The sequence below is a fragment of the Bradyrhizobium lablabi genome (assembly GCF_001440475.1).
GTDB classification, from domain to species: Bacteria; Pseudomonadota; Alphaproteobacteria; order Rhizobiales; family Xanthobacteraceae; genus Bradyrhizobium; species Bradyrhizobium lablabi.
In genome coordinates this window covers 234-23588 of sequence record NZ_LLYB01000077.1, presented here as the reverse complement: position 1 = coordinate 23588, position 23355 = coordinate 234, and the positions used below count along the sequence as shown (strand labels likewise).

Here is a 23355-nt window from a genome sequence, read left to right as displayed (position 1 = left end):
GCCGCCGCCGAGCAGGGCCGCGCACAGCGTTGCCGCCGTTGTCGTGTTGGCGATGCCCATTTCGCCGACCGCAAGCAGGTCGCAATCCGCAGGCACAGCGCGATAGCCGGTATCGACCGCGCCGAGAAATTCGTCCGCATCCATCGCGGCGGCCTCGGTGAAATCGCGCGTTGGACGTTCGAGTTCGATCGGCACCACGCAAAGCTCGGCGGAAGCGGCCTTTGCGATCTGGTTGATCGCCGCGCCACCGGCCGAGAAATTCGCCACCATCTGCGCAGTGACGGCCGGCGGGTAGGCCGAGACGCCGCGCGCGGCGACGCCGTGATTTCCGGCGAAGACGGCAATCGTCACCCGATCCAGCCGCGGCATCTCGCGGCCCTGCCATAGCGCCAGCCAGATCGCGAGTTCTTCGAGGCGGCCGAGGCTTTCAGGCGGTTTGGTCAAATTCTGCTGCCGCCGCGCGGCGCTGTCAGCCCGCCGCTGGTCACCGCGCGGCAAGTCGCGACAGAAGGTGCGGATGTCGTCTAGACTGTCGAACTGCATGCGATTCTCACCTCGGATGGGGGCCGCACGCTAGAACGATTCTCCGGACATCTCCATGAATGAATGGTTCGACGACTTCAAAACCGCCGTCGCGTTCCTGACGCGATTGCCGATGCCGCATCCGGATGGCGCCATGCCGCCGAATTTCGTGCGCGCGCACCGGATGTTTCCTGTCGTTGGCGCGCTGATCGGCGCCGCGGTGGGCTTATTGTGCCTCGGCTTGCGCGCCGTCGGCGTGCCCGATCTGGCGGCGGCGGCGCTGGCGCTCGGCGGCAGCGCGATCCTGACCGGCGCGCTGCACGAGGATGGCCTTGCCGATATCGCCGACGGTTTCGGCGGCGGCCGCGACCGCGAATCGAAACTGGAAATCATGCGCGACAGCCGGCTCGGCACCTATGGCGCCATGATTCTGCTGGTAAGCTTTGCCGCAAAACTGTCCGCGCTGGCGGCAATTCCGGACGGCCATGTCGTGCCGGGTTTGATTGCCGCGCACGCGTTGGGGCGCGGCATATTGCCCGCGATGTCCCTGCAACTGCCCTATGCGCGCAAGGATGGGCTGGCCCGCAATGCCGGCCAGCCCGATGCGGCAACGGCCGTCATGGCCGCCGGCCTTGCGCTGGTGATCGCGCTATTGTCGCTGTCGTGGAGCAACGCGCTGCTTGCCGCGATTGCGGCCGGCATCACCGCGTTTGCGGTGGCGTGGCTGGCGCTGCGGCAAATCGGCGGCCAGACCGGTGACGTATTGGGCGGCGCCGAGCAGGTCGCGGAGACCGCGATCCTGGTGCTGCTTGCAGCGAGATTGACGTCTTGAGCACGGAAACAAAACTCTGGCTGATCCGGCACGCGCCGGTCGACGGACCGCGCGGCGTGATCCACGGCCCCGACGCGCCGGCCGATCTCGGCGATGCCGCAGCCTTTGCCGCGCTGAAGGCGAGATTACCGGCGAGCGCTTGTGCGGTGTGCAGCCCCGCGCGCCGCACGCGCGAGACCGCCGAAAAGCTCGGTCTCGACCCGGTCGATCAGCCAGCCTTTCGCGAACAGGATTTTGGCGCGTGGACCGGACGGCGTCACAACGAACTCGAACGCGAACTCGGCGCGGCCTATCCTGCGTTCTGGAATTCGCCGGCCAGCAACCGGCCGCCCGGCGGCGAAAGTTTCGTCGACCAGATCGATCGCGCGCGGGCAGGGCTTGCGCTGCTGCCCGCAGGCGAGGTGATCCTCGTCGTGCATTCCGGCACCATCCGCGCCGTGCTCGCCATCGCGCTCGATCTCGCGCCCGAGCAGGCGCTGCGCTTCGTCATTGATCCGCTGTCGCTGACCCGGATCGACCGGCTCGAGAACGGCTGGCGCGTGGTTGCGGTGAACAGGTAACGCAGGAGCAAAGAAGTGCGGTCCCCCGGAACGAACGGCAAGACTATTCGTTGATGCCCGATGATGGATCACATTTTCCTCAGCACGATCTGCGCGGGCGTCTTGCTGCTCGTGACGGCGTTTGCCTTGGGAACGCCCGGCTTGAAGCCGGATGTTCCCGCGGAAAAGACCGTGCTGCTGCGCACGGTCTCGCGCTAACAAAATCCCCCACCATCTGACAACGATACCGCGGAACTAACTGTTCCGCCGCTGGCCGCGCAGCGTCGGCAGGCCGATGCCGGCGGCATCAAAACCGCCATCGACGGCGAGGACCTGTCCGGTGATGTAGCTCGATCGCTCGCTGCACAGGAAGAAGATCGCTTCCGCCAGTTCCTCCTCGAGGCCGTAGCGGTTGAGCGGAATGGCGTCGTGGTAATCGGCGCGGATTTCCGGCGTATGCACCTGCTTCGCCATCGCGGTTTCGACCGGGCCGGGCGCCACGGCGTTGACGCGAATGCCGAGCGAAGCCAGTTCCACCGCGAGCTGCTTGGTGAGATGCGCGAGCCCGGCTTTGCTGGTGCCGTAGGCCGAGCGCAGCGTGGAGGCGCGCACCGCCGAAATGGACGTGATGTTGACGATTGCGCCGCCGCCATGCTCGCGCATCAAGGGTGCCGCCGCCTTGGTGCATAGGAACGGCCCGGTGAGGTTGACCGAAAGAATCCGGCTCCAGTCATCGTCCGAAGTTTCGAGCAGCGGCGCGAACACCGCGATGCCGGCATTGTTGATCAGCGCATCCAGCCGGCCGAAGCGGCCGCTCACCGCCGCCATGGCGTTCGTCACTGCGCCTGCATCGGAGACGTCGCAATGCAGCGCCAGCGTATTGTCGGGATCAGCAAGGCTGGTGACCGCCGCGCGCAACAATTCGCCCTCGATATCGAGCAGCGCCACCTGCCAGCCCTCGGCCAGAAAGCGCTTCGCCGTCGCAAGCCCGATGCCGCGCGCGGCGCCGGTGACGAGGGCAACTTTTGAAGGAGAGGGCATGGGCAGGGTCCGTTGGCGAGAGCGAAGAGTTCCCGCTCCTATAGCGCAAGCCCTGAGGCATGTCGCGGCGCCAGCGATGCAGAATCCGGCGTTACGGGGTGGGGATATGCAAAATCCGATACGGGCGGTCATCCCGTATCGGATCAAGCCGATGGCGGTATCCTAAAGCGCTAGCGCTGCGCGATCGCCTTTGCTTCCGCGGCGGCGCGCTGCATGCTGGAGGACATCTCGCCGGTCACCGTGCTCTGTTCCTCGACCGCGGCGGCGGTGGCGGTGACATATTCGCTGACGCCCTGGATCGCCTGCTTGATGCTGTCGAGCGCGCCGACGACGTCGCCGGAGATGCCGTTGAGGTTGCCGATCTCGTGCCCGATCTTGTCGGTCGCCTGCTTGGCCTGGGTGGCGAGGTTCTTGACCTCGGAAGCCACCACGGCAAAGCCGCGTCCGGCCTCGCCGGCGCGTGCCGATTCGATCGTCGCGTTCAGCGCCAGCAGGTTGATCTGGCCGGTGATGTTGCCGATCAGTTCCACGATGCCGCTCATCGCCTGCGCCGCTTCGTTCAGCCGCTGCGCCTGCGCGTCCGCCGCCTCGACCCGCTCGACCGCGGTGGTCGCGGTCTCGCGCGACTTGGTCATGGCCTCGGAGATTTCCCGCACCGAGGTGTTCAATTCCTCGGCGCCCGCGGCGACCGATTCCATCATGCTGCGCACGCGCTCATTGCCCATCCGAACCAGCACCTGCGCGGTGGTGTCGGTGGCGTATTTCACCACCTTGAACGGCTTGCCGTTGAGATCGATGATCGGATTGTAGGACGCCTGGATCCAGACTTCCCTGTTATTCTTGCCGATCCGCTTGTATTCGGCGGCCTGGTATTCGCCGCGATTGAGCGCGGCCCAGAACTCGCGGTAGGCGGCGCCGTCGCGCTCGGCCTGTTCGACGAACATGCTGTGATGCCGGCCGCGGATCTCGTCCAGCGAATAGCCGACGGTCTTGAGGAAGTTCTGGTTGGCGCCGATGATGCTGCCGTCCATGTTGAATTCGATCACCGCCTGCGACTTGCCGATGGCGGCGATCTGGCCGGCGAGATCGGCGGTCGAGAGCTTCTGGCTGGTGACGTCGGTGGCGAACTTCACCACCCGGAACGGCTTGCCCTTCTCGTCGAGCACCGGATTGTAGGAGGCGAGGATCCAGACTTCGCGGCCGCCCTTGCCGATCCGCTTGTACTCGGCCGACTGGTTTTCGCCGCGGTTGAGACTCGCCCAGAACTGCCGGTAGGCCGCGCTGTCGCGCNCGGCCTGTGCGACGAACATGCTGTGGTGCTTGCCCTGGATTTCGGCGAGCGCGTAACCCATCGCCTTCAGGAAGTTGTCATTGGCGGTGAGGATGGTGCCGTCCATCTCGAAGGCGATGACCGCCTGCGCACGGCTGATCGCGGCGATCTGGCCGGCGTCTTCCATGCTCTTGATCTTGCGCGCGGTGATGTCGGTCGCGAACTTCACGACCTTGCAGGGCTTGCCGCCGCCGTCGAGGACCGGGTTGTAAGACGCCTGAATCCAGACTTCCTTGCCGCCCTTGCCGATCCGCTTGTATTCGGCCGACTGGAATTCGCCGCGGTTGAGCTTCGCCCAGAAATCGCGGTAGCCGGCGCTGTCGCGCTCGGCCTGTTCGACGAACATGCTGTGANTGCTTGCCCTGGATTTCGGCGAGCANTGTAACCCATCGCCTTCAGGAAGTTTTCATTGGCGGTGACGATGGTGCCGTCCATGCCGAACTCGATGACGGCCTGTGACTTGCCGATTGCGTCGGCGAGCGCCTTGTCGGTCGCGGAATTCCAGCGTGATTTAAACATGACACAACCTCATCGAAGAATTTCAGTGAAATGATGAGGCGATTAATCAAATGGTTGTTCGGAGCCTGATCGCCCTGGGTATCAGGTTTGATCGAAACCAGAAAGAAACCGTTAACGCTGTTCTCCGTAGGATGACGGACAACATCGCAATGGCGCGACCCCTGATGGACATTGCGCGCGCAGTGCAAGTTAAGCGGGTACTACTTTCGCTTCACGACGCTCTCATACGCTGCCTGCAATCGTTCGCCGACTGACGGTCCCGCCCGCTTACGCCGCTTCGTGCCGAGATGACTCTCGCGCAACTCGTCCATGAACTCCGCCCATAGTTTCGGTCCGCCCTCGCTGAGCAGCCGCGCGCGGATGCCGAGTTCTTGGCTGACTGGCAGATATTTGTAACCCCACGCCGCCATCTGCGCGAGGACGGGGAGCAGTTCGATGCCCTGTTCGGTGAGCGAATAGATTCCCTTCTGCTTGTGCGTCGGATCTTCCTCGCGGGTGATGATGCCCTCGTCGAGCAGGGTTTTCAGCCGGTCGGCGAGGATGTTGGAGGAGATGCCTTCCTCCGATTTGGTCAGCAGCTCGCGAAAATGCCGCCGGTTGCCGAACATCATGTCGCGGATGATCAACAAGCTCCATTTGTCGCCGAGCACTTCCAGCGAGAGATTGATCGGGCAGCCGGAGCGGCTGATGTCGGTCATGTTCGGTTCCAGACGGGCGGGTCGGGCGCGCTCAAAAAAACTGCTTGCAATATTGCACCGGTTGCTTCAGGCTGCAACCAGTTGCAAAATGCAATCGGTTTTTGAAAGGAAGGCGCGCGATGGCGAAATTGATCATGTGGAACCTGATGACGCTGGATGGCCTCGTCGAAGGCCCGAACCGCGACATTTCCTGGCATTCCGACGTCTGGGGCGAGGAACTGGAGCAATTGTCGATCGAGCAGTTGAAGGCCGCCGGCGGATTGCTGTTCGGCCGCGTCACCTACGAATTGATGGCGAACCACTGGCCGAGCGCGACCGGCGAGGTCGCCGATTTCATGAACGCCGCGCCGAAATACGTTTTCTCGCGCTCGGTGAAAAAGTCCGATTGGAACAACACGCGGATGTTCGAAGCCGACGTATCAGGCGCCGTCGCCGGGCTGAAGCGCGACAGCGCCAGGGATCTTTTTCTGTTCGGCAGCGCCGATCTCGCCAGCAGCCTGATTCCGCACGGCCTGATCGACGAGTTCCGTATCGCCGTGAACCCGGTCATTCTCGGCGGCGGCACGCCGTTGTTCAAACAGGGCGCGAAGGTCAAGCTGAAGCTGATCGACAGCCGGCCGTTGTCGACCGGCATCGTGATCCTTCGCTACGTACCGGCCGCCGCAAGATAATCCTTTGGGTCAAATGTCGGCGCGCAGGCGCGGGTCGTCTTGTTACATCGGGAGTTTTCCATGTCGCTCACGCTGCATTTCCATCCGCTCGCCTCGTTCTGCTGGAAGGCGCTGATCGCGCTCTATGAGAACGAGATCCCGTTCACGCCGAACCTGGTCGATCTCGGCAATCCGTCCGAGCGCGCCGCGCTGGTGAAGCTGTGGGGGATCGGCAAGTTTCCGGTGCTGCAGGACGACGCGAGGAGCGAGATCGTTCCGGAGTCCAGCATCATCGTCGAATATCTCGATCGCCATCATGGCGGCCGCACGCCGCTGATCCCGACCGATCCGGGCCGCGCGTTGCAGACGCGGCTGCGCGACCGCTTCTACGATCTCTATGTGCATCTGCCGATGCAGAAGATCATGGTCGACCGCTTGCGCCCGGACGGAAAGCGCGATCCGCACGGCGTCGCGGAGGCGAGGGCGCAGTTGCGGACCTCCTACGCCATGATCGAGCAGCAGATGGCCGGCGGCGGCTGGGCGATGGGCGAGCATTTCACCCTGGCCGATTGCGCCGCCGCGCCGCCATTGTTCTACGGCAACATGGCCGAGCCGTTCGGTGACGGCCACAAGAACGTCGCGGCCTATCTGGAGCGGTTGAAGGCGCGGCCTTCCGTCGCGCGCGTGCTGAAGGAGGCGGAGCCGTATTTCCAGATGGTGCCCAAAGAAAACCAATAAGGAAAAATGAGAAGGAGCGTTCTATGGCCGGAGCAAACAGGGCGGACATGATCCGCGCCATCTTCAGAGCCTATCTGTCCAACGATCGCAAGTTCGTCGAGGATGCCTTCAGCGATGAGTTCCGCTTCACCAGCCCGTTCGATGACAACATCGACAAGGCGACCTATTTCGCGCGCTGCTGGCAGAACAGCGACTGGATCGAACGGCACGAGCTGGAGCGGATTTTCGTCGACGGCGATGCCGCCTTTGTGACCTATCGCTGCGTGGCCAAGGACAGCAAAAGCTTTCGCAATACCGAGTTCTTCGTCTTCGATGGCGACAAGGTGAGGCGCATCGACGTCTATTTCGGCGCGACCTACCGGGACGGCAAGTTCGTCAGGCAGCAATCGTAAAGGCAGGCCCCAACCCGGCACGAGCCAGGGTGGATCGGCGTGTTCGAGAAGCTGCGGATGATGCAATCGTCAGCAACCGCCGCGTGTGATGCCGAATTCTGGACCCCGGCCTATCAGGCGATCGACGATTGATGGGCCGGCTGGTCAAATTAGACCCAAAATAATTTTCACCGACATGTCGGTGGCGTAAAAGCCCGTTCGTCTTGTTGAGGAAGGCAGGCGCGACAGCCCGCCCAAAAGACGAAACGGAGCACGACGATGCGTTTCATGGTGATTGTGAAGGCGAGCAGGGATACGGAAGCCGGTGTCATGCCGAGCACGGAACTGCTGGCCGCGATGGGCAAGTTCAACGAGGAACTGGTCAAGGCCGGCGTGATGGAAGCGGGCGAGGGCCTGCATCCGACCTCGAAGGGCGCGCGGATCAAATATGCGGGCGGAGAGGGTAGTGCCAGCCGCGGTCCGTTTGCTCTCTCGGGCGATCTCGTTTGCGGCTTTTGGCTGATCAACACCAAATCGCTGGATGACGCGATCGCGTGGATGAAGCGCGCGCCGTTCGGCGACGGCGACGAGATCGAAATCCGCCAGGTGTTCGCGGCGGAAGATTTTGGCGAAGCGCTGACCCCCGAACTGCGCGAGCAGGAAGAGCGGCTACGGGCGCAGGCTGGGAAGAAGTAGCGGCCCCCGTCATTCCGGGGCGCGCGTCAGCGCGAACTACGGTGCGCAATTGCGCACCTGAGAACTCCGATTTTGTTGCGCGAGATTCCGGGGTCATCGCTGCGCGATGCCCCGGAATGACGGCAAGGAAACAAAAGGACTCCCCACCATGCGATTCATGATGCTGATGATCCCCCTGGGCTACGAGACCGCGCCGCCGGACGTCCAGCTCGATCCCGAGCGCGTCAAGGCGATGATGAAATACAACGAAGCGCTCAAGGAGGCCGGCGTGCTGATCGCGCTCGATGGGCTGCATCCGCCGTCGATGGGCGCGCGGGTTTCCTTCGCCACCGGCAAGCCTGTTGTCACCGACGGCCCGTTCACGGAAGCCAAGGAAGTGCTCGGCGGCTACTGGATGATCAATGTGAAGTCGCGCGAGGAGGCAATCGCCTGGGCGAAGAAATGCCCGGCCAGCGAGAACGAGATCATCGAAATCCGTCAGGTGCAGGAGATCGGCGATTTCTCCGAGGAAGTGCGGCAGGCGGCCAGAGGTTTCGAGGAACTGCAGAGGGGAAATGCGCATAGGGCGCCGTGAGCCTGGATCTGCTTCGAAGCGCTGCAGCAGGGTTGCGCACGCTGTTAAGTCGAGAGTCTATGGCCGATCCGTCAACCGCAAAGGAGAGGAGAAACCTCATGAGCACCAACGATACGTTCCTCGCTGTCTTCCTCGGCAGCAAGACCGGTGCGAAAATGGCGGCCTGGAATGCGCTGCCCGAGGCTGAGCGGCGCGCCAGGGAACAGCAGGGAATGGCGGCGTGGAAGGCCTGGGTCGAAAAGCACCAGGCGGCGATCGTTGCCATGGGTGGCCCGCTCGGCAAGACCAAGAAGGTCGATTCAAACGGTATTGCCGACATCGGCAACGAGATGGGCGCCTTCACGGTGGTGCGGGCAGGCTCACATGAGGCCGCTGCGAAACTGTTCGAGAACCACCCGCATTTTGCGATCTTTCCCGGCGAGCGCGTGGAAATCATGCCGGTCCTCCCGATCCCAGGCGGCTAAGAAACCGGAACTTTGCGGCGCCCGCGCACGCCGTTAACCTTCATGAACGCGCAAAAAAAGTGACCTTTGCCGTCTGCTCATGTTAAAGCCATTTACATGAGTTGGCGCAAGGACCAGGGCCGCAGCGAGCGCGGCTACCACCACGGCAATCTGAAGGAAGCGTTGCTGCAGGCGGCGCTCGATCTGATCTCGCAGAAGGGGCCGGCCGGCTTCACCTTCGCCGATGCCGCGCGCATGGCCGGCGTCAGCCCCGCCGCGCCGTATCGGCACTTTCGCGACCGTGATGAATTGCTGTCATCGATCGCTCAGCGCGGTTTTGAGCAGTTCGAGTCCGTGCTCACGCAAGCCTGGGACGATGGCCGCCCGGATACCGTCACGGCATTCGAGCGGGTCGGCAAGGCCTATCTGGCGTTTGCCCGCAACGAGCCCGCGTTCTATTCGGCGATGTTCGAATCGGGCATTCCCGTCGAGTCCAACCCGGCCCTGATGGCCGCAAGCGAGCGCGCCTTTGCCCTCATCCGTGCGGCTGCCGAGCGGCTGGCGGCGATGGCGCCGCCCGGTGTGCCGCGGCCGCCGGCGATGATGATGGCGCTGCACATCTGGTCGATGGCGCACGGCGTGGCCTCGCTGTTCGGCCGCGGCGATGGCGCCCGGCGCAAATTGCCGATGTCGCCGGACGATCTATTGGAAGCGCAGGTGCTGATTTATCTGCGCGGCCTCGGGTTCCCGACCGACCGCCGACCGTCCGACCAGAAGCCGTCCGGCCCGCCGCCGGTGCCCCCGGCCGGTGGCTCTTCGGGCCCTTGGGGAACCCCCAAATAAAAATTCTGCAAGGTGCGGCCAGCCGCGCGCTTGACAAAAACGCGGGATGGTTTAGGTATGTAAATGTTATTTACATTCACAACGGCGTGATCGCCGTCATGGAGAGGGAAATGGCCTACACCGCAGATGTCAATCGATGGCGCGGCCCCACGGAAGAGACCTATCGCCATCGCCCGCACATGCTTGAGAGCCCCTGGCACCCCGGCTGGATCGTGGTGACCATCCTTGGCTTCATCATCTGGTGGCCGATCGGCCTTGCCCTTCTCTTTTTCACACTAGGGAGCAGAAAAATGGGTTGCTGGAGTCACGACGATCGCGGTCGCTGGGCGAACAAGATGGAGCGGATGCAGTACAAGATGGACCGGATGCGCGACCGCATGGAGCGCCGCGGCTTTGGCGGCTTCGGCTTCGGCCCGCCCTCGAGCGGCAACCGCGCCTTCGACGAGTACCGCATGGAAACCCTGCGCCGGCTCGAGGAAGAGCAGGTCGAGTTCAGGAATTTCCTCGATCGCCTGCGCCACGCCAAGGACAAGGAAGAGTTCGACCAGTTCATGGCGCAGCACAAGCAGCGTCCGACCCCGCCGAACGACCAGCCGCAGCAGGGCTGATTGAACAGCGAGAAGCGAATTCAGCCGCGGGTGTGATGCCCCCATGACGCCCGACGGCGGATACAGCCGCCCATCTGCGAAATCAGGTGGGCGGTTTGTTTTTGGACCATGCCTGACGTCGGCGGCAGCGCTGCCTCATCGAAAAGATGTTTCCGCCGCCTCCTTTGCAAATCCACGCGACGAACGCGGCAAAGTCGTCGCTTCGCGGCCGCGTCTGCGACGCTCGGCAATCCAAACACGCCAAAAACTCGTTTTATGCGGTAGCAGCTACCTTGGCTTGACCCGACGCATCAACACGTTGCTCGGAAGTCACTTGGACTATTGCTTCCAACGTGGCGCCGAATGACCCGCCCGTTACCAGCGCATTGGAAGCGTTTTCCTCCGACTTTGCGGCCTCCGTTCCCAGCAAAGCGAGCAGGATATGGGTTCCGTCAATCCTTCTACTGAGCCCTCGAACGGCGTGCTGAATCCTGGCGGCGGACGGCTCACTCAGGTAGCAGACGCATACAAGCGCAGTGTCCGCCAATTCGAGCGAGAGCAATTTCGACATTGATAAAGCGTCAGCCTGTTCTGCGATTGCCTTGATCCCGCGGTGCCGCAGCAGATGCGCCAATGCGAGCGCCGTCGCCTCGTCCAGTCGTCCAGCTCCAGGAATGCAAACGACCGAAAGCGGCGAGGTCGGCTGCTCCGGAATCAAGGCGTGTCGCGAGCTTGCGTGCTCGATCGCGATGGCAGCTCCCGGGGTTGAGCTTAGATCTGGGGTCCTGGCTTCTGTTGCTACCGCGTTATGATGCGCCTCCAGCTCAGCGACCAATTCTTCGACGGTTGAGACTACCCGATTTAGTCGCTCTTCATCGAGGTGACCCAATTGACGGTCGGCCTCCGCGAGTCTTAGGCCTTTCAGGAGAATGTCGTCATAATAATTCTCAAGCGACGACTCATTCAGATATTCATGCGCCTGTTCCACCGCTTCAATGGGGTCTCCCGCCAGCATTCGTTGGTAAGCCAGTTGCGGCGGCGTCAGCGGAGGTCGGTCGCCAAGCATGACGTCAAGGAATTTAAGGCGATCGACATGCCGCCCAAGGACGACGAGACAAACCGTCAGGGGCGTGGCCAACACCAATCCGACCGGTCCCCAAAGCCAGGTCCAGAATGACGCGGACAGGATGATTGCAACCGGGGAAAGACCCGAGCTATGCCCAAAAATCAAGGGTTCGAGGACTTGTCCTGCGAGCAGCTCCAGGACGACGAACAATGCCGCCGTAAGTATCAACATCTGCCAGCCAGAGCCCACCGCCGCCGCGAGAATGAGAGGGAATACCGCAGATATCAGTGCACCGATGTACGGTACAAATCGCATAATCATCGCGACCAGACCCCATAGCGGAGCCGAGGGGACGCCGATGAATTCAAGACCTATGCCGATAGCAAGACCGAACACGGCATTGAACGCGATCTGGGTAAGAAAGAGCTTGCTCAGACGCTTGCCGGCGTCGTCCAGGGCCGCCGTTGTCCGTTGAATATCCCTTGATCCGGCTAGTCGGACAAGCCGATTTCTCAGGTCTTCCCGTTGCAGCAGGACAAAGACAACAAAGATCACGACGATCCCTGTCGTCGTCAAAGGTGAAATCAGCGGCTGGATGATTGCGCCAAACGTCGACAAGGCACCGGGATCAGGTTGCCTTATCTCAACGGGTATGGGTGTGGGCTTATCTGACGGCTGTATGGGGTCGCCGTCAGCAGGTCGTCCGGCCGCATCTCGATGTTGCAGCTCTGTCTTCAATTCCTTGAGAACTGTGGACGCCTGCTCCAATGTTCGAGAGCCGCCCATTAAGCCGCGCAGGCTTTCGACCTTGTCGCTCAATGTTTGTTGATAGCCAGGCAGCTTGGCGGCCAGGCGGGTCGCCTGCGAAACCATAAGACCGCCCAGGCTAAATATGATCGAGAATCCGATGAAGACGACCACCAGCACGGAAATCGTGCGCGGAATTCGCCAGGCGCGCAAGCGCATCACGAAGGGCGCCAAAACGAAACTCAAGAGAACTGCCAGCGCGAAGGGAACAAAAATCTCGCGGCCGAAATAGAGCGCAGCAATTATCAACGCTGCGGCGGCCATATTCGTCAGCACGGTGCCCCGCGGCTGTGCCAATTTTATTTGAGGAGACTTCTCTTCCATGGGCGCGGCTCATTCATCCCATACGTGGGTGAATTCCCCTTCGCGACAGAAACAATCGTACACCGAATTAGCTGCTTCCGACAGCGGCACCTTGTCGGCCGGGTTGGCAAAACGAGACCTGGGTTCCACATTCTGCGGTCCCGTTCGAGACGCGAATTGGTAAGGGGCCTGCAGCTGGAGGGCTCAACCTGCCGCCGATGTCGGCTACGGCCCCGGAAATAGACGTCTGGCGTTGTTCGACAGCCGGAATATATTATGAGCCAGCGCTAATTCGGGGCGGCTGTCATGATTCAAAGCGAAATTCCTGTCGATCGGCTTTGGCGGTCGATCAGGCGTGAAGCTGAAACGGCTGCGACGCGCGATCCGGTATTTGGCGCCGCGCTATCATCAGCCATTCTTGATCACCCTGATTTCGCCCACGCGCTGGCTTGCCAGATCGGCGCGCGGCTTGGCAAGACTCCGACAGATCGCGCGCGCTTTGCGCAACTTGCCCGTGACGCATTTGCGGCTTCGCCCGATCTGCTCGACGCGGCGAGCCGCGATCTGCAAATCATCGCCGTTCACGATCCCGCGAAGACGACGCTGCTGCCGCCGCTGCTGAACTTCAAGGGTTATGTCGCGCTGCAGGCCTTTCGCGTCTCCAACTGGCTCTGGCGCCAAGGCCGCAACGATCTAGCGCTGCTCATGCAAAGCCTGTCGTCCGATCAGCTTCAGGTCAGCATTCATCCCTCGGCCTCGATCGGCAGTTCGGTGTTTTTCGACCACGCCACCGGCATCATCGTCTGCGCCTTTGCCGTGATCGGCGACGAGGTGACGATCCTGCAGAACGTCACCATCGGCCGAAAAACGTCGGAGCCGGACCGCGCGCCGAAGATCGGCAGGGGCGTTTATCTCGGCGGCGGCTCGACCATTATCGGCAATGTCAGTATCGGCGATTTCGCCAAGATCGGCGCCGGCGCGGTCGTCGAGCACGACGTGCCGCCCGGCTGCACCGCTATCGGTGTGCCGGCGCGGCTGACGAATTGCCCGGAGCAGGTTTCGGCCTGAGTGCGGTAACAAGCGCAGAGCAAGGGTGGGCAAAGGAGCGATAGCGACGTGCCCACCATCTATCGCGAGTCGTGCTGTTTGATGGTGGGCACGCTGTCGCTTTGCCCACCCGATGCACCTGTGCGCCGCGGTGCTGGCGTTAAGTTACGTGGAGTTTCCGCGTGGCGGAGGCAAAAGAGCCTCGGCCAAAACATGCGCGAGATCGCGAATCTATTTCCGCGTCATTGCGAGCGCAGTGAAGCAATCGATCTATCTTGCTTCGCTGCGCTCGCAATGACGCAATCGATCTATCTTGCTTCGCTGCGCTCGCAATGACGCGGTAAAAACTAGCGACTTTCCATCCTGAGGAGGCTGCCGTTCAGGCCGCCCGAAGGCGGCCACCGGCCCGGCCACAACCACGTCAGGCGGGCCTCATGGAACCCGGTTCCCGACCCGCAACCGCCCGGCTGGGCTGGATTTCCCGCTGTCGGATTTCCCTTTGGTAACCTAAAGTTAACCAAGCTTAGCGTCTGGTTAGGGACGGAATGACGCGCTGACAGCCCTCGTTTTGACATGTTGGCAGGGGAAGCAGGGCCCGGCTTTCGGCGGGCCCCCCATGCGACACAAGAGAGGCTTCTCGCGCTGGCGCAAATCGCCGCGCCCGACGCGCGGCTGTGGATCCGGCAGCCATTTGCTCCCGGAGGAAATAGGGACACTTGCGTTGAGAGGATACCGCTTATGAATCCCGCCGACGTGGCGCCGTCAGCTTTGCCGATGATCGCGGCCGATGTGTCGCTGATCTCGCTGTTCATGCAGGCTCACTGGGTCGTGAAGTCGGTCATGCTGGGCCTGCTCGCGTGCTCGGTCTGGGTCTGGGCGATCGCGATCGACAAGATTTTTCTCTATTCGCGCACCAAGCGCGCGATGGACCGCTTCGAACAGGCGTTCTGGTCGGGGCAGTCGATCGAGGAGCTTTACCGTGCGCTGTCGGCGAAACCGACACAATCGATGGCGGCGTGCTTCGTCGCGGCCATGCGCGAGTGGAAGCGCTCGTTCGAGAGCCAGTCGCGCTCCTTCGCCGGATTGCAAATGCGGATCGAGAAGGTGATGAACGTCTCCATCGCCCGCGAGGTCGAGCGGCTGGAGAGGCGGCTGCTGGTGCTGGCGACCGTCGGCTCTGCAGGTCCGTTCGTCGGCCTGTTCGGAACCGTCTGGGGCATCATGTCGAGCTTCCAGTCGATCGCGGCTTCGAAAAACACTTCATTGGCCGTGGTCGCGCCCGGCATCGCGGAAGCGCTGTTTGCGACCGCTATCGGTCTTATCGCCGCCATCCCCGCGACCATTTTCTACAATAAGTTCACGTCTGAAGTGAATCGGCAGGCGCAGCGGCTGGAAGGTTTTGCCGACGAGTTTTCCGCCATCCTGTCCCGCCAGATCGACGAGCGGGTGTGAGAACGGCACATGACGAGCGCAGCGTGAGATCACGATCATGGCGATGAACATGGCAGGTTCGGCAGGTGGTGGCGGTGGACGCCGCGGCCGGCGTCGTGCCGCCGTGATGGCGGAGATCAACGTCACGCCGATGGTCGACGTGATGCTGGTGCTGCTCATCATCTTCATGGTGGCGGCGCCGTTGATGACCTCGGCCATCGATATCGACCTGCCGGTCGCCGGCGGCGGCAGGCAGATCCAGGCCAACGCGCCGCCGCTGACGCTGTCGGTCAAGCGCACCGGCGGTGCGTGCAATTCCAACGTCGAGCTCTATCTCGGGGATACGCTGATTCCGGCCAATGAGCTTCTGTCCAAGATAACGGCGATCAAGGAGACCCGATCGGAAGCCGAGCGCGTGGTATACCTGCGCGGCGACAAGGACATCTGTTACACGGATATGATGAAATTATTGGGGTATATTAAGACGGCGGGGTTCAAGGCGAATATCGTTATCGTGCCGGAGCAGGGCTCCTGAGCATACAATGGCGTATGATGGCTGACGGGGGAGCGGGAAAACTCGCGTGAAGATCAAGGTCGACAAGACGGTGATGGCTTCCGTTGCCCTGCACGTTCTCGTGCTGGGATGGGTGATGCTGTCGTTCTCGACCAAGGCGCTCGAAATGCAGCCGGAAGAGTCGGTTGCAGTCGATGTTGTTGACTCCAACCAGTTGGCCAAGGTGATGGCCGGCATGAAGACCGGCAAGAAGGAAAACCCGAAGCCGCTGGTCGAGAAGGTCGCCGAAGCGAAGCCCGTCGATGACACCGTCGGCAAGATCAGCGAGAAGGCGCCTGTGGTGACCGAGACCGCGCCGCCGCCGCAGCCGAAGGTCGAGGAGAAGCCGGTCGAGAAGAAGCCCGATCCGCCAAAGGTCGTCGAGAAGCCGAAGGAAGAGCCGAAGCCGGTCGAGAAAAAGCCCGATCCGCCGAAGGTCGATCAAATCGGCGACACCATCAAGAAGGAAGAGAAGAAGCCGCCGCCGAAGCCGCCGGTGCAGGCCGCCAAGCCGCCGGAGCCGCAGAAGCAGAAGATCGTGGAACGGCACTTCGATCAGAACCAGATCGCGGCGCTGCTCGACAAGCGCGATCCGACGCGCCAGGCCACGACCGGCGATACGCTGAATTCCAATGCCGCGCTGGGCCTTGCCAAGGGCACGGCCGCGGACAATTCCGCGACCTGGGGTTCGATGTTCCAGCGCCAGGTCGAGCGATGCTGGAAGAAGCCCTATGGCGGGATCGAATCGCAAAGGCCTGAAGTCGCGTTTGCCATTCGTCTGAAGCGCGACGGCACGCTTGAAGGCTCACCGGTTCCCGAGGCAACGCCGGCGACGCCCTTCCTTCGCGTCTATCAGGAAAGCGCATTGCGCGCGATCATCGAATGCCAGCCATATAAGCTGCCGGCGGCCTTCTACGACGAGTGGAAATACTTCTCGCCGGTGTTCAAGGAAAGAGCCTAACGGTTTTGTCACGTGGCGGACATCCGTTGGCAATGACAGATATGAGCAAAGTTTGAAGCGATGACTGATAAAGATGGATTGCCGAACATGCTGTATCGCCCGAGCCGCCGTCAGATCATTGCCGGAATGGCGGCGCTGGGCGCGGTCGCCGGCGGTCGAAATGCTTTTGCGCAAGCGCCGAAGCGTGTCGTCATTCCCGAGGGCGAGTTCACGCCGCAGCCGATCGCGATCCCGAATTTTGTCGCGGGCACGCCTGGCGATGCCGAGGTCGGCGTCGGCGTGGCTCAGGTCATCACCAACAACCTCAAGCGCAGCGGGCTATTCGCGCCGATCGATCCGGCCGCCTTCATCGAGCGCATCAGCAATCCCGACAACCCGCCGACCTTTCAGAGCTGGAAGCAGATCAACGCAACGTATCTGGTGACCGGCCGTATGACCCGGCAGGGCGACGGCCGCCTCAAGGCCGAATTCCGTCTCTGGGACGTCAACACCAACCAGCAACTCGCGGGCCAGCAATATTTCACCTCGCCGGAATATTGGCGGCGGATCGCGCATATCATCTCGGACCAGATCTACGAGCGCGCGACCGGCGAAAAGGGCTATTTCGACAGCCGCGTCGTGTTCGTAGACGAGACCGGCTCGAAGGAGCGCCGCGTCAAGCGGCTGGCGCTGATGGATCAGGACGGCGCCAATGTCCGCTATCTCACCAAGGGCTCCGATCTGGTGCTGACGCCGCGGTTCTCGCCGTCGACGCAGGAGATCACCTACATGGAGTTCGGCCAGGGCGATCCGCGCGTCTATCTGTTCAATGTCGAGACCGGGCAGCGCGAGATCGTCGGCAATTTCCCCGGCATGTCGTTCTCGCCGCGGTTCTCGCCGGACGGCCAGCGCATCATCATGAGCCTGCAGCAGGGCGGCAATTCCAACCTGTTCGTGATGGATCTGCGCTCGAAATCGACGACGCGGCTGACCGATACGCCGGCGATCGATACCTCGCCGTCCTATTCGCCCGATGGCAGCCGGATCTGTTTCGAATCCGATCGCGGCGGCAAGCCGCAGATCTATGTGATGCCGGCCAATGGCGGCGGCGCGCAGCGCATCTCGTTCGGCGAGGGCAGCTATTCGACGCCGGTCTGGTCGCCGCGCGGCGACTACATCGCCTTCACCAAGCAGGGTGGCGGGGCGTTCGCGATCGGCATCATGAAGACCGACGGTTCGGGCGAGCGCATCCTCACCTCCGGCTTCCACAATGAGGGCCCGACGTTCGCGCCGAACGGGCGGGTCGTGATGTTCTTCCGCGACCCCGGCGGCAGCGGCGGCCCGTCGCTGTACACGGTAGATATCTCAGGTCGCAACGAATTGCGGGTACCAACGCCCGGTTTCGCCTCCGACCCGGCATGGTCGCCGCTTCTGTCTTGATGGAACCCGCGCGCGCGGGAGCACACTCGTTAATCGGCAAACATTGCCTAGCCCGCTGATTTTGCGGGCAAATTTTTTCGTTTACCAATCGATAGCAAGATCTCGGTAACGATGTTCCCTCAGAAAGACTTCACCTGCGATAGGTACAACGTCTAATCCCAAAGGACGTGCGCCCGAAATGCAGCTTGCCGATCAGCGAGAAATACCCGAGCAGGAGACACCGCCGTCCATTCGCGCGGCGTTGATCGATTCGCTTTTCGAAACTCCCGGCACGGTGCACGTGGGCATCGTCTTCGCGACGATCACCGCGGCCATGACCGCGCTGAAGACCGGAAGCGATCTCATCTGGGCCTGCGTCGCGCTCCTCGCGCTTGCCGGCGTTGTGCGGGCGATCGATCTGCAGCTCTACCAGGCGCGCAAATCGACCCTCACCGCCGATGGTGCTGCGTTGTGGGCGACGCGCTACCAGGTCGGGGCCATGATCCAGGCCGTTGCGATCGGCATATGGTGCAGCACCACGCTGTTGAGCACTGACGATGCCGTGGCCCACATGATCGCTCTGTCCGTGACGATCGGACTCCTCGCCGGTGGCGCGGGCAGGGCCTACGGGCGGCAGTGGATATTCAGGCTGCAGCTTCTCCTTGCCCTGGGCACGACGGTGATCGCGCTGGCCGTGCGTGGCACGCCCTATTACGTGGCGATGTCGGTCGTCACCGCCGTGTTCCTCGTGACGCTCATCAAGCTCTCGGCCAACCTGCACAGAATTTTCATGCAGGCGCTTGTCGCGCGCGAGCGCGAAGCGGCGCTGGCCGGCCAGTTCGATACCGCGCTGAACAACATGCCGCACGGACTGTGCATGTTTCGCGCCGACGGCCGGCTTGCGGTGATGAATCACCGCTTCAGCAAGATGATGAATTTGTCAGATGACTTCGTGCAGCGTGACGCCAACGTATCCGAGATCTGCCTGGCCTGCGTCGCCGCCGGCACGATTTCGGCGGCGAGCGCCGACCTCATTCTGCAGCAAGTCGAGTACTCCCGCGCCAGCGACATCATCACGACCGATCCGGATTACAACAAGAACCGGTCGCTGTCCTGGACCTTCCAGCCGATGGCCGATGGCGGCACCGTCATGCTGGTGGAGGACATCACCGAGCGCAAGGATGCGGAAGCCAGGATCAGCCATCTGGCGCGCTATGACGAGCTCACCGAACTGCCGAACCGGGTCAATTTCCGCGACGAGATCGGACATCTACTGGCGGTTCAGCAGGGCGCCGAACAATTGTCGGCGCTCTTGTTCGTCGACCTCGACCAGTTCAAGCAGGTCAACGACACGCTCGGCCATCCCTGCGGCGATCAGCTATTGTGCGCGGTGGCCAATCGGCTGCGCGAGATGCTGCGGCCCGAGGATTTCGTGGCGCGCTTCGGCGGCGACGAGTTCGTGGTGTTCCAGCAGAACATCCATTCGCCCGAGGATGCTGCCGGCCTTGCCCGGCGCATCGTCGATCGCCTGAGCGAGCGCTACAAGATCGACAATCATCTGGTCGAGATCGGCGCCAGCGTCGGCATCGCGATGACCTCGCGTGGCGTCAGCGCCGACACGCTGCTCAAGAATGCCGACATGGCGCTGTACCGCGCCAAGGCCGACGGCCGCGGCACCTTCTGCTTCTTCCGGGAGGAGATGGCGCAGGTCGTCGAATCCCGCCGCATCCTCGAACTGGACCTGCGCAAGGCGCTGGCCAACGAGGAGTTCGAACTGTTCTTCCAGCCGCTGGTCAATCTCAAATCAGGCCGGATCTCCACCTGCGAGGCGCTGCTGCGCTGGAATCATCCGGTGCGGGGCACGGTGTCGCCGACCGACATCATTCCGATCGCCGAGGACATGGGCCTGATCGTCGATCTCGGCCGCTGGATCCTGCGCAAGGCCTGCATGGAATGCATGAAGTGGCCCGAAGGCGTCAGCGTCGCCGTGAACTTCTCGCCGCAGCAATTCCACCAGCGCGACGTGCTCAGCGAAGTTCGCTACGCGCTCGAGGTCTCCGGCCTGCCGGCGAACCGGCTCGAAATCGAGATCACCGAATCCTCGCTGCTGCGTAACACGCAGGTAACGCATGACGTGCTGTCGCAACTGCATTCGCTCGGCGTGCGGATCTCGCTCGACGATTTCGGCACCGGCTATTCGAGTCTGAGTTATCTTCACAACTTCCCGTTGCAGAAAGTGAAGATCGACCGCTCCTTCCTGGAAGGGATCGACACCGACCGTCCGCTGACGCTGCTGCGCGGCGTGGCGCGGCTGTCGGCCGATCTTGGCATGTCTGTCGTGGTCGAGGGCATCGAGACCAACGAGCAGCTCGAACTGATCAGCGCGGATGGTGCGGTAACCGAGGCCCAGGGCTATCTGTTCAGCCCGCCGGTGCCCGCGGTCCGGGTTCGCCAGTTGCTGAATGCCTCGCACGGCCGCCGCTCGCCGGACGACCAGCTTCGCGCGGTCGCGTCGCGATCGATCGCCTGATATCCCCGCAAAAATACGGATAAATCGCCCCAGATTGGGTAAGCCGGCAGGCTTAACCCTAACGGGGTGATTCGTTTGCAAAGCGTTAAGAAGCTGTTAAGCTTTTTCGCGCCCGTAGAGGTTGTTTGAGTGTTTTCAAGGAGTTTTGGATGAAGTCCGGAGTCGAAACGCGCGCTTCGCACTCTGTTTGGGGATCAAGGCTTCTAGACCGCGTCGACTACCGACTTGTCGAAACTCCCGAGGAAAGAGATATCATCAATTCGTTGCGCTACAGAGCCTATCTGAATGGCGGATTGATCCCGCCTTCAGAGTCCGAGCGCGTCCACGATCCCTATGACGATGCTCCCAACGCCCGGACGTTTGGAATTTATATTGACGGAGAACTCTGCAGCTCCGTCCGCCTCCATGTCCTAACGTCGGAATGGCGGATGTCCCACACGACCGACTTGTTCGGCGATGTACTTCATCCTCGCCTCGATAAAGGGGAAGTCTTCGTCGATCCGTCGCGCCTGGCTGCAGACCCGGAAAAAGCCGGCCGGTTTCCGGAACTTCCCTACCTGACCGTGCGGCTGGGCTACATGGCCTGCGATTATTTCAACGCCGACACCGGGCTGGCGCTCGTTCGTGCCGAGCATCAGGCGTTTTACCGCCGGGTCTTCCTGCAAGAGGCCATCGCCGAACCGCGTCCGATTCCGATCATATCCCACAAGGTGGCCTTGATGGCCTGCGATTTCGGGACGGTGCGGGACAAGGTGTTGGCGCGTTTTCCCATCATGCGTTCGACCTCGGCCGAGCGGCGGAAGCTCTTCGAGCGCGATGGCGAGCGACATTTGTCGCCACGCGGCCTTGTTAACTCCTTCGAGCGGCCCTCGATCGTTCTGACTTCCTGAATCTGATTCTGAACCTGGGTCGACGGCGAACCCAGAACCGGCTGCGCGATCCCGCTGATTCTCTGACGCAGCGTTCATATCCCTGAATGCCGGTCCCGTCCTAGCGATGCCGAACACCCAAATCCCGGTGATTTCGGCCTGTGCGCCCTTGCTTTCACCGTCGCGCCACATTTACAAACCATTAACTATCGCGGTCGCTTTTCACGGTTTGTCGGCATTTGATCTAGCCTGGCAAGGTTCCATCAAGGTTGACGGAACGTTCGCTTAACCATCGAGCTGTAGACCGGATAACAGTCGAAAAACGTGAGCGTGGAGGCTCCGGAATGAAATATCAGATGCGTATCCTCCAGGGATGGAAGCTGGCGGCTGTGGTCGCTGTGGCGCTGTCGATGGGCGCCTGCGCCAAGAACAACGTCGGCGCCGACGGCGCGATGGCCAGCGCGGCCACCCCGGGCAGCCAGCAGGACTTCGTGGTCAATGTCGGCGACCGCGTCTTCTTCGAGAGCGATCAGACCGATCTGAGCCCGCAGGCGATCGCCACGCTGGAGAAGCAGGCGCAGTGGTTGCAGACCTACAACCGTTATTCCTTCACGATCGAAGGCCATGCCGACGAGCGCGGCACCCGCGAATACAACATCGCACTCGGCGCCCGCCGCGCCCAGTCGGTGCGCAGCTATCTCGCCTCGCGCGGCATCGATCCGAACCGCATGCGCACGATCTCCTACGGCAAGGAGCGTCCGGTCGCGGTCTGTAACGACATCTCCTGCTGGTCGCAGAACCGCCGCGCCGTCACGGTGCTGAACGCTGGCGCCTGACGAATTCGTCCTCGCAGAGTTTCAAGCCGGCGCCTTCGGGCGCCGGTTTCATTTTGGGCGCAGGATGAAGTTGCGAATTGCGGCCAGCGTGCGTTCGGGCGCGTCTTGTATGCAGGCGTGCCGGCAGTCAGCGAACCGTTCGAACCGCACCAGGTGCGGCGGCAGCGCGGCTGCGATGTCGGCCTGGCTCTCGATCGGGTGCATCGGATCGTCCTCACCGCCGAGCACCAGGGTCGGACACTGGATGCGATCCAGGTCGGGGAAGAAATTGTAGTTGTGGCTCTCGCCGTCGGGCCGTGTGAACCATTGCAGCACCGGCGGCCGGTTGATGGCGCGGCGTCCCATGTCGGGATTGCGCGGGACGCGCGTGTAATGCGGCATCGCCAGCCGCGCCCAGGCCTCCACGGAAGCCTGGTCTGGATGGCCCCGTTGTTCCAGCAGCCGCCGCCGCGCCAGCGCGCCGACCTCCGGTCCGCCGAAGCGTTCGAACAGCTCGACCCGTCGCTCCAGATATTCGTCGCCGGCGGCCGCGGTGCTGACCAGGACCAGTTTCGAAGCATGGCCTGGATGGCGCGTCGCATAGGCCAACGCGACCATGCCGCCAAACGATGCGCCAAGGACGATCGGATCGATGATGCCGAGCGCGTCACAGAACGCGCGCACGTCGTCGCCCCATTGCGCCAGGGTCCAGCCCTCTCGCGGGCCGTCCTCGCTGCGGCCGTTGCCGCGATGGTCGAGGTAGACGATCTGGGCAATGTCCGACAGGGCGGAGTAGGCGGGCCGGTAGATCGAGTGGTCGGCGCCGGGGCCGCCATGCAGCATCAGCAGCACCGGCTTTTCGCGCATCGACGGCCCGTCCGGGACCAGCTTCGCGCCCTCGACATCGAAGAACAGCCGAACCCCGTTCACGGATACGTGCATGCGTGGGTCTCCCTCGATTTGTGAACGGTCCGCTGGGCCGGGCGGCTTGTCTTGAACGAGATACTAAACCATACCGGAACCCGGCGTCCGGATTCGGAAATGCCAGTCACAATTCCGGCGCACTCCCTCTCTCAATGTGTTCTGCTTTCGTTTGACACGCGGCTTCGTCATCAGGGCAAAATGTCATCCAAATTCCTCAACGTTACCGGCGCTGCGGCGATGGCCGCGATGCTGGCTTTGTCCGTGCAAC

General features: G+C 62.3%; 25 protein-coding genes and 2 pseudogenes. 20 read left to right on the top strand and 7 right to left on the bottom strand.

Annotated elements, in window-relative coordinates:
* A partial coding sequence (locus CQ14_RS20550; RefSeq protein ID WP_199805577.1) for a nicotinate-nucleotide--dimethylbenzimidazole phosphoribosyltransferase occupies positions 1-543 on the bottom strand: 543 nt, incomplete at its 3' end.
* A gap of 55 nt (positions 544-598) precedes the next feature.
* Here CQ14_RS20550 and cobS point away from each other — a divergent pair.
* From cobS to CQ14_RS46525, 3 genes are read left to right on the top strand one after another with little or no spacing between them, the layout of a single operon-like run.
* Positions 599-1354 (top strand): adenosylcobinamide-GDP ribazoletransferase, encoded by a 756-nt coding sequence (gene cobS, locus CQ14_RS20545; RefSeq protein WP_057859659.1) that lies wholly within the window; start codon positions 599-601, stop codon positions 1352-1354.
* Positions 1351-1914, top strand: a complete 564-nt coding sequence (locus tag CQ14_RS20540; RefSeq protein WP_057859658.1) for a histidine phosphatase family protein — start codon at positions 1351-1353, stop codon at positions 1912-1914. Before cobS ends, CQ14_RS20540 begins: the two co-directional genes overlap by 4 nt.
* A gap of 60 nt (positions 1915-1974) precedes the next feature.
* Positions 1975-2112 (top strand): hypothetical protein, encoded by a 138-nt coding sequence (locus tag CQ14_RS46525; protein WP_156435195.1) that lies wholly within the window; start codon positions 1975-1977, stop codon positions 2110-2112.
* A 36-nt stretch (positions 2113-2148) separates the two neighbouring features.
* Here the strand turns inward: CQ14_RS46525 and CQ14_RS20535 are convergent, their stop codons facing one another.
* The 4 genes and pseudogenes from CQ14_RS20535 to CQ14_RS20525 all read right to left on the bottom strand — a co-directional run bounded on the left by CQ14_RS20535 (position 2149) and on the right by CQ14_RS20525 (position 5481).
* Positions 2149-2934 (bottom strand): SDR family NAD(P)-dependent oxidoreductase, encoded by a 786-nt coding sequence (locus CQ14_RS20535; RefSeq protein WP_057859657.1) that lies wholly within the window; start codon positions 2932-2934, stop codon positions 2149-2151.
* Positions 2935-3104: 170 nt separating this feature from the next.
* A pseudogene (locus CQ14_RS20530) lies at positions 3105-4224 on the bottom strand (methyl-accepting chemotaxis protein); the annotation flags it as partial.
* 1 nt (position 4225) lies between these two features.
* Positions 4226-4617, bottom strand: a pseudogene (locus CQ14_RS45305) (PAS domain-containing protein); the annotation flags it as partial.
* A gap of 366 nt (positions 4618-4983) precedes the next feature.
* On the bottom strand, positions 4984-5481 hold the full coding sequence (locus CQ14_RS20525; RefSeq protein ID WP_057859656.1) for a winged helix-turn-helix transcriptional regulator: 498 nt from the start codon (positions 5479-5481) through the stop codon (positions 4984-4986).
* A 119-nt stretch (positions 5482-5600) separates the two neighbouring features.
* Between CQ14_RS20525 and CQ14_RS20520 the strand changes: the two genes are divergently transcribed.
* The 8 genes from CQ14_RS20520 to CQ14_RS20485 all read left to right on the top strand — a co-directional run bounded on the left by CQ14_RS20520 (position 5601) and on the right by CQ14_RS20485 (position 10404).
* A complete protein-coding gene (locus tag CQ14_RS20520; RefSeq protein WP_057859655.1) occupies positions 5601-6152 on the top strand; it encodes a dihydrofolate reductase family protein in 552 nt (183 codons plus the stop codon).
* 60 nt (positions 6153-6212) lie between these two features.
* The gene (locus CQ14_RS20515; RefSeq protein ID WP_057859654.1) at positions 6213-6869 is read left to right on the top strand and encodes a glutathione S-transferase family protein; all 657 of its coding nucleotides are present in this window, start codon (positions 6213-6215) and stop codon (positions 6867-6869) included.
* Between the two features lie 23 nt (positions 6870-6892).
* Positions 6893-7261 (top strand): nuclear transport factor 2 family protein, encoded by a 369-nt coding sequence (locus CQ14_RS20510; protein ID WP_057859653.1) that lies wholly within the window; start codon positions 6893-6895, stop codon positions 7259-7261.
* A gap of 258 nt (positions 7262-7519) precedes the next feature.
* Positions 7520-7936, top strand: coding sequence for a YciI family protein (locus CQ14_RS20505; protein ID WP_057859652.1), 417 nt, complete (start codon positions 7520-7522; stop codon positions 7934-7936).
* Positions 7937-8084: 148 nt separating this feature from the next.
* Positions 8085-8510: a YciI family protein gene (locus CQ14_RS20500; protein ID WP_057859651.1), complete on the top strand. Its 426-nt coding sequence runs from the start codon at positions 8085-8087 to the stop codon at positions 8508-8510.
* A 98-nt stretch (positions 8511-8608) separates the two neighbouring features.
* Positions 8609-8974, top strand: coding sequence for a hypothetical protein (locus tag CQ14_RS20495; protein ID WP_057835133.1), 366 nt, complete (start codon positions 8609-8611; stop codon positions 8972-8974).
* A 96-nt stretch (positions 8975-9070) separates the two neighbouring features.
* Positions 9071-9796: a TetR/AcrR family transcriptional regulator gene (locus CQ14_RS20490; RefSeq protein WP_057859650.1), complete on the top strand. Its 726-nt coding sequence runs from the start codon at positions 9071-9073 to the stop codon at positions 9794-9796.
* A 110-nt stretch (positions 9797-9906) separates the two neighbouring features.
* Positions 9907-10404 (top strand): DUF2852 domain-containing protein, encoded by a 498-nt coding sequence (locus tag CQ14_RS20485; protein WP_057859649.1) that lies wholly within the window; start codon positions 9907-9909, stop codon positions 10402-10404.
* Between the two features lie 253 nt (positions 10405-10657).
* Here CQ14_RS20485 and CQ14_RS20480 read toward each other — a convergent pair whose 3' ends face one another.
* Positions 10658-12580 carry an AI-2E family transporter gene (locus CQ14_RS20480; protein ID WP_057859648.1) on the bottom strand — a complete coding sequence of 641 codons (1923 nt, stop codon included), beginning with the start codon at positions 12578-12580 and terminating at the stop codon, positions 10658-10660.
* A gap of 285 nt (positions 12581-12865) precedes the next feature.
* Here CQ14_RS20480 and CQ14_RS20475 point away from each other — a divergent pair, with 285 nt between their 5' ends.
* The 9 genes from CQ14_RS20475 (at position 12866) to pal (ending at position 22184) form a co-directional block, all read left to right on the top strand.
* Entirely contained in the window at positions 12866-13627 is a 762-nt protein-coding gene (locus tag CQ14_RS20475; RefSeq protein WP_057859647.1) for a serine acetyltransferase domain-containing protein, read from the top strand.
* Between the two features lie 48 nt (positions 13628-13675).
* Positions 13676-13942 carry a hypothetical protein gene (locus CQ14_RS43730; RefSeq protein WP_156435193.1) on the top strand — a complete coding sequence of 89 codons (267 nt, stop codon included), beginning with the start codon at positions 13676-13678 and terminating at the stop codon, positions 13940-13942.
* 402 nt (positions 13943-14344) lie between these two features.
* Positions 14345-15058 (top strand): protein TolQ, encoded by a 714-nt coding sequence (gene tolQ / locus CQ14_RS20470; RefSeq protein WP_057859646.1) that lies wholly within the window; start codon positions 14345-14347, stop codon positions 15056-15058.
* Positions 15059-15095: 37 nt separating this feature from the next.
* A complete protein-coding gene (locus CQ14_RS20465; protein WP_057859645.1) occupies positions 15096-15572 on the top strand; it encodes a biopolymer transporter ExbD in 477 nt (158 codons plus the stop codon).
* 52 nt (positions 15573-15624) lie between these two features.
* Positions 15625-16551 carry a hypothetical protein gene (locus CQ14_RS20460; RefSeq protein WP_057859662.1) on the top strand — a complete coding sequence of 309 codons (927 nt, stop codon included), beginning with the start codon at positions 15625-15627 and terminating at the stop codon, positions 16549-16551.
* A gap of 87 nt (positions 16552-16638) precedes the next feature.
* Entirely contained in the window at positions 16639-17970 is a 1332-nt protein-coding gene (tolB, locus tag CQ14_RS20455; RefSeq protein ID WP_057859661.1) for a Tol-Pal system beta propeller repeat protein TolB, read from the top strand.
* Between the two features lie 178 nt (positions 17971-18148).
* Positions 18149-20479: a putative bifunctional diguanylate cyclase/phosphodiesterase gene (locus CQ14_RS20450; RefSeq protein ID WP_057859644.1), complete on the top strand. Its 2331-nt coding sequence runs from the start codon at positions 18149-18151 to the stop codon at positions 20477-20479.
* Between the two features lie 149 nt (positions 20480-20628).
* Positions 20629-21369, top strand: coding sequence for an N-acyl amino acid synthase FeeM domain-containing protein (locus CQ14_RS20445; RefSeq protein ID WP_057859660.1), 741 nt, complete (start codon positions 20629-20631; stop codon positions 21367-21369).
* 323 nt (positions 21370-21692) lie between these two features.
* Complete coding sequence (pal, locus tag CQ14_RS20440) at positions 21693-22184, top strand: peptidoglycan-associated lipoprotein Pal (RefSeq protein ID WP_057838504.1); 492 nt, start codon at positions 21693-21695, stop codon at positions 22182-22184.
* Positions 22185-22232: 48 nt separating this feature from the next.
* Here pal and CQ14_RS20435 read toward each other — a convergent pair whose 3' ends face one another.
* The gene (locus CQ14_RS20435) at positions 22233-23105 is read right to left on the bottom strand and encodes an alpha/beta fold hydrolase (protein ID WP_057859643.1); all 873 of its coding nucleotides are present in this window, start codon (positions 23103-23105) and stop codon (positions 22233-22235) included.
* Positions 23106-23355 lie beyond the last annotated feature (250 nt).

Coding starts and splice junctions, on each gene's coding strand:
- cobS (WP_057859659.1), top strand. CDS start 599: ATGAATGAATGGTTCGACGACTTCAAAACCGCCGTCGCGTTCCTGACG.
- CQ14_RS46525 (WP_156435195.1), top strand. CDS start 1,975: ATGATGGATCACATTTTCCTCAGCACGATCTGCGCGGGCGTCTTGCTG.
- CQ14_RS20535 (WP_057859657.1), bottom strand. CDS start 2,934: ATGCCCTCTCCTTCAAAAGTTGCCCTCGTCACCGGCGCCGCGCGCGGC.
- CQ14_RS20525 (WP_057859656.1), bottom strand. CDS start 5,481: ATGACCGACATCAGCCGCTCCGGCTGCCCGATCAATCTCTCGCTGGAA.
- CQ14_RS20520 (WP_057859655.1), top strand. CDS start 5,601: ATGGCGAAATTGATCATGTGGAACCTGATGACGCTGGATGGCCTCGTC.
- CQ14_RS20515 (WP_057859654.1), top strand. CDS start 6,213: ATGTCGCTCACGCTGCATTTCCATCCGCTCGCCTCGTTCTGCTGGAAG.
- CQ14_RS20510 (WP_057859653.1), top strand. CDS start 6,893: ATGGCCGGAGCAAACAGGGCGGACATGATCCGCGCCATCTTCAGAGCC.
- CQ14_RS20505 (WP_057859652.1), top strand. CDS start 7,520: ATGCGTTTCATGGTGATTGTGAAGGCGAGCAGGGATACGGAAGCCGGT.
- CQ14_RS20500 (WP_057859651.1), top strand. CDS start 8,085: ATGCGATTCATGATGCTGATGATCCCCCTGGGCTACGAGACCGCGCCG.
- CQ14_RS20495 (WP_057835133.1), top strand. CDS start 8,609: ATGAGCACCAACGATACGTTCCTCGCTGTCTTCCTCGGCAGCAAGACC.
- CQ14_RS20490 (WP_057859650.1), top strand. CDS start 9,071: ATGAGTTGGCGCAAGGACCAGGGCCGCAGCGAGCGCGGCTACCACCAC.
- CQ14_RS20485 (WP_057859649.1), top strand. CDS start 9,907: ATGGCCTACACCGCAGATGTCAATCGATGGCGCGGCCCCACGGAAGAG.
- CQ14_RS20480 (WP_057859648.1), bottom strand. CDS start 12,580: ATGGAAGAGAAGTCTCCTCAAATAAAATTGGCACAGCCGCGGGGCACC.
- CQ14_RS20475 (WP_057859647.1), top strand. CDS start 12,866: ATGATTCAAAGCGAAATTCCTGTCGATCGGCTTTGGCGGTCGATCAGG.
- tolQ (WP_057859646.1), top strand. CDS start 14,345: ATGAATCCCGCCGACGTGGCGCCGTCAGCTTTGCCGATGATCGCGGCC.
- CQ14_RS20465 (WP_057859645.1), top strand. CDS start 15,096: ATGGCGATGAACATGGCAGGTTCGGCAGGTGGTGGCGGTGGACGCCGC.
- tolB (WP_057859661.1), top strand. CDS start 16,639: ATGCTGTATCGCCCGAGCCGCCGTCAGATCATTGCCGGAATGGCGGCG.
- CQ14_RS20450 (WP_057859644.1), top strand. CDS start 18,149: ATGCAGCTTGCCGATCAGCGAGAAATACCCGAGCAGGAGACACCGCCG.
- CQ14_RS20445 (WP_057859660.1), top strand. CDS start 20,629: ATGAAGTCCGGAGTCGAAACGCGCGCTTCGCACTCTGTTTGGGGATCA.
- pal (WP_057838504.1), top strand. CDS start 21,693: ATGAAATATCAGATGCGTATCCTCCAGGGATGGAAGCTGGCGGCTGTG.
- CQ14_RS20435 (WP_057859643.1), bottom strand. CDS start 23,105: ATGCACGTATCCGTGAACGGGGTTCGGCTGTTCTTCGATGTCGAGGGC.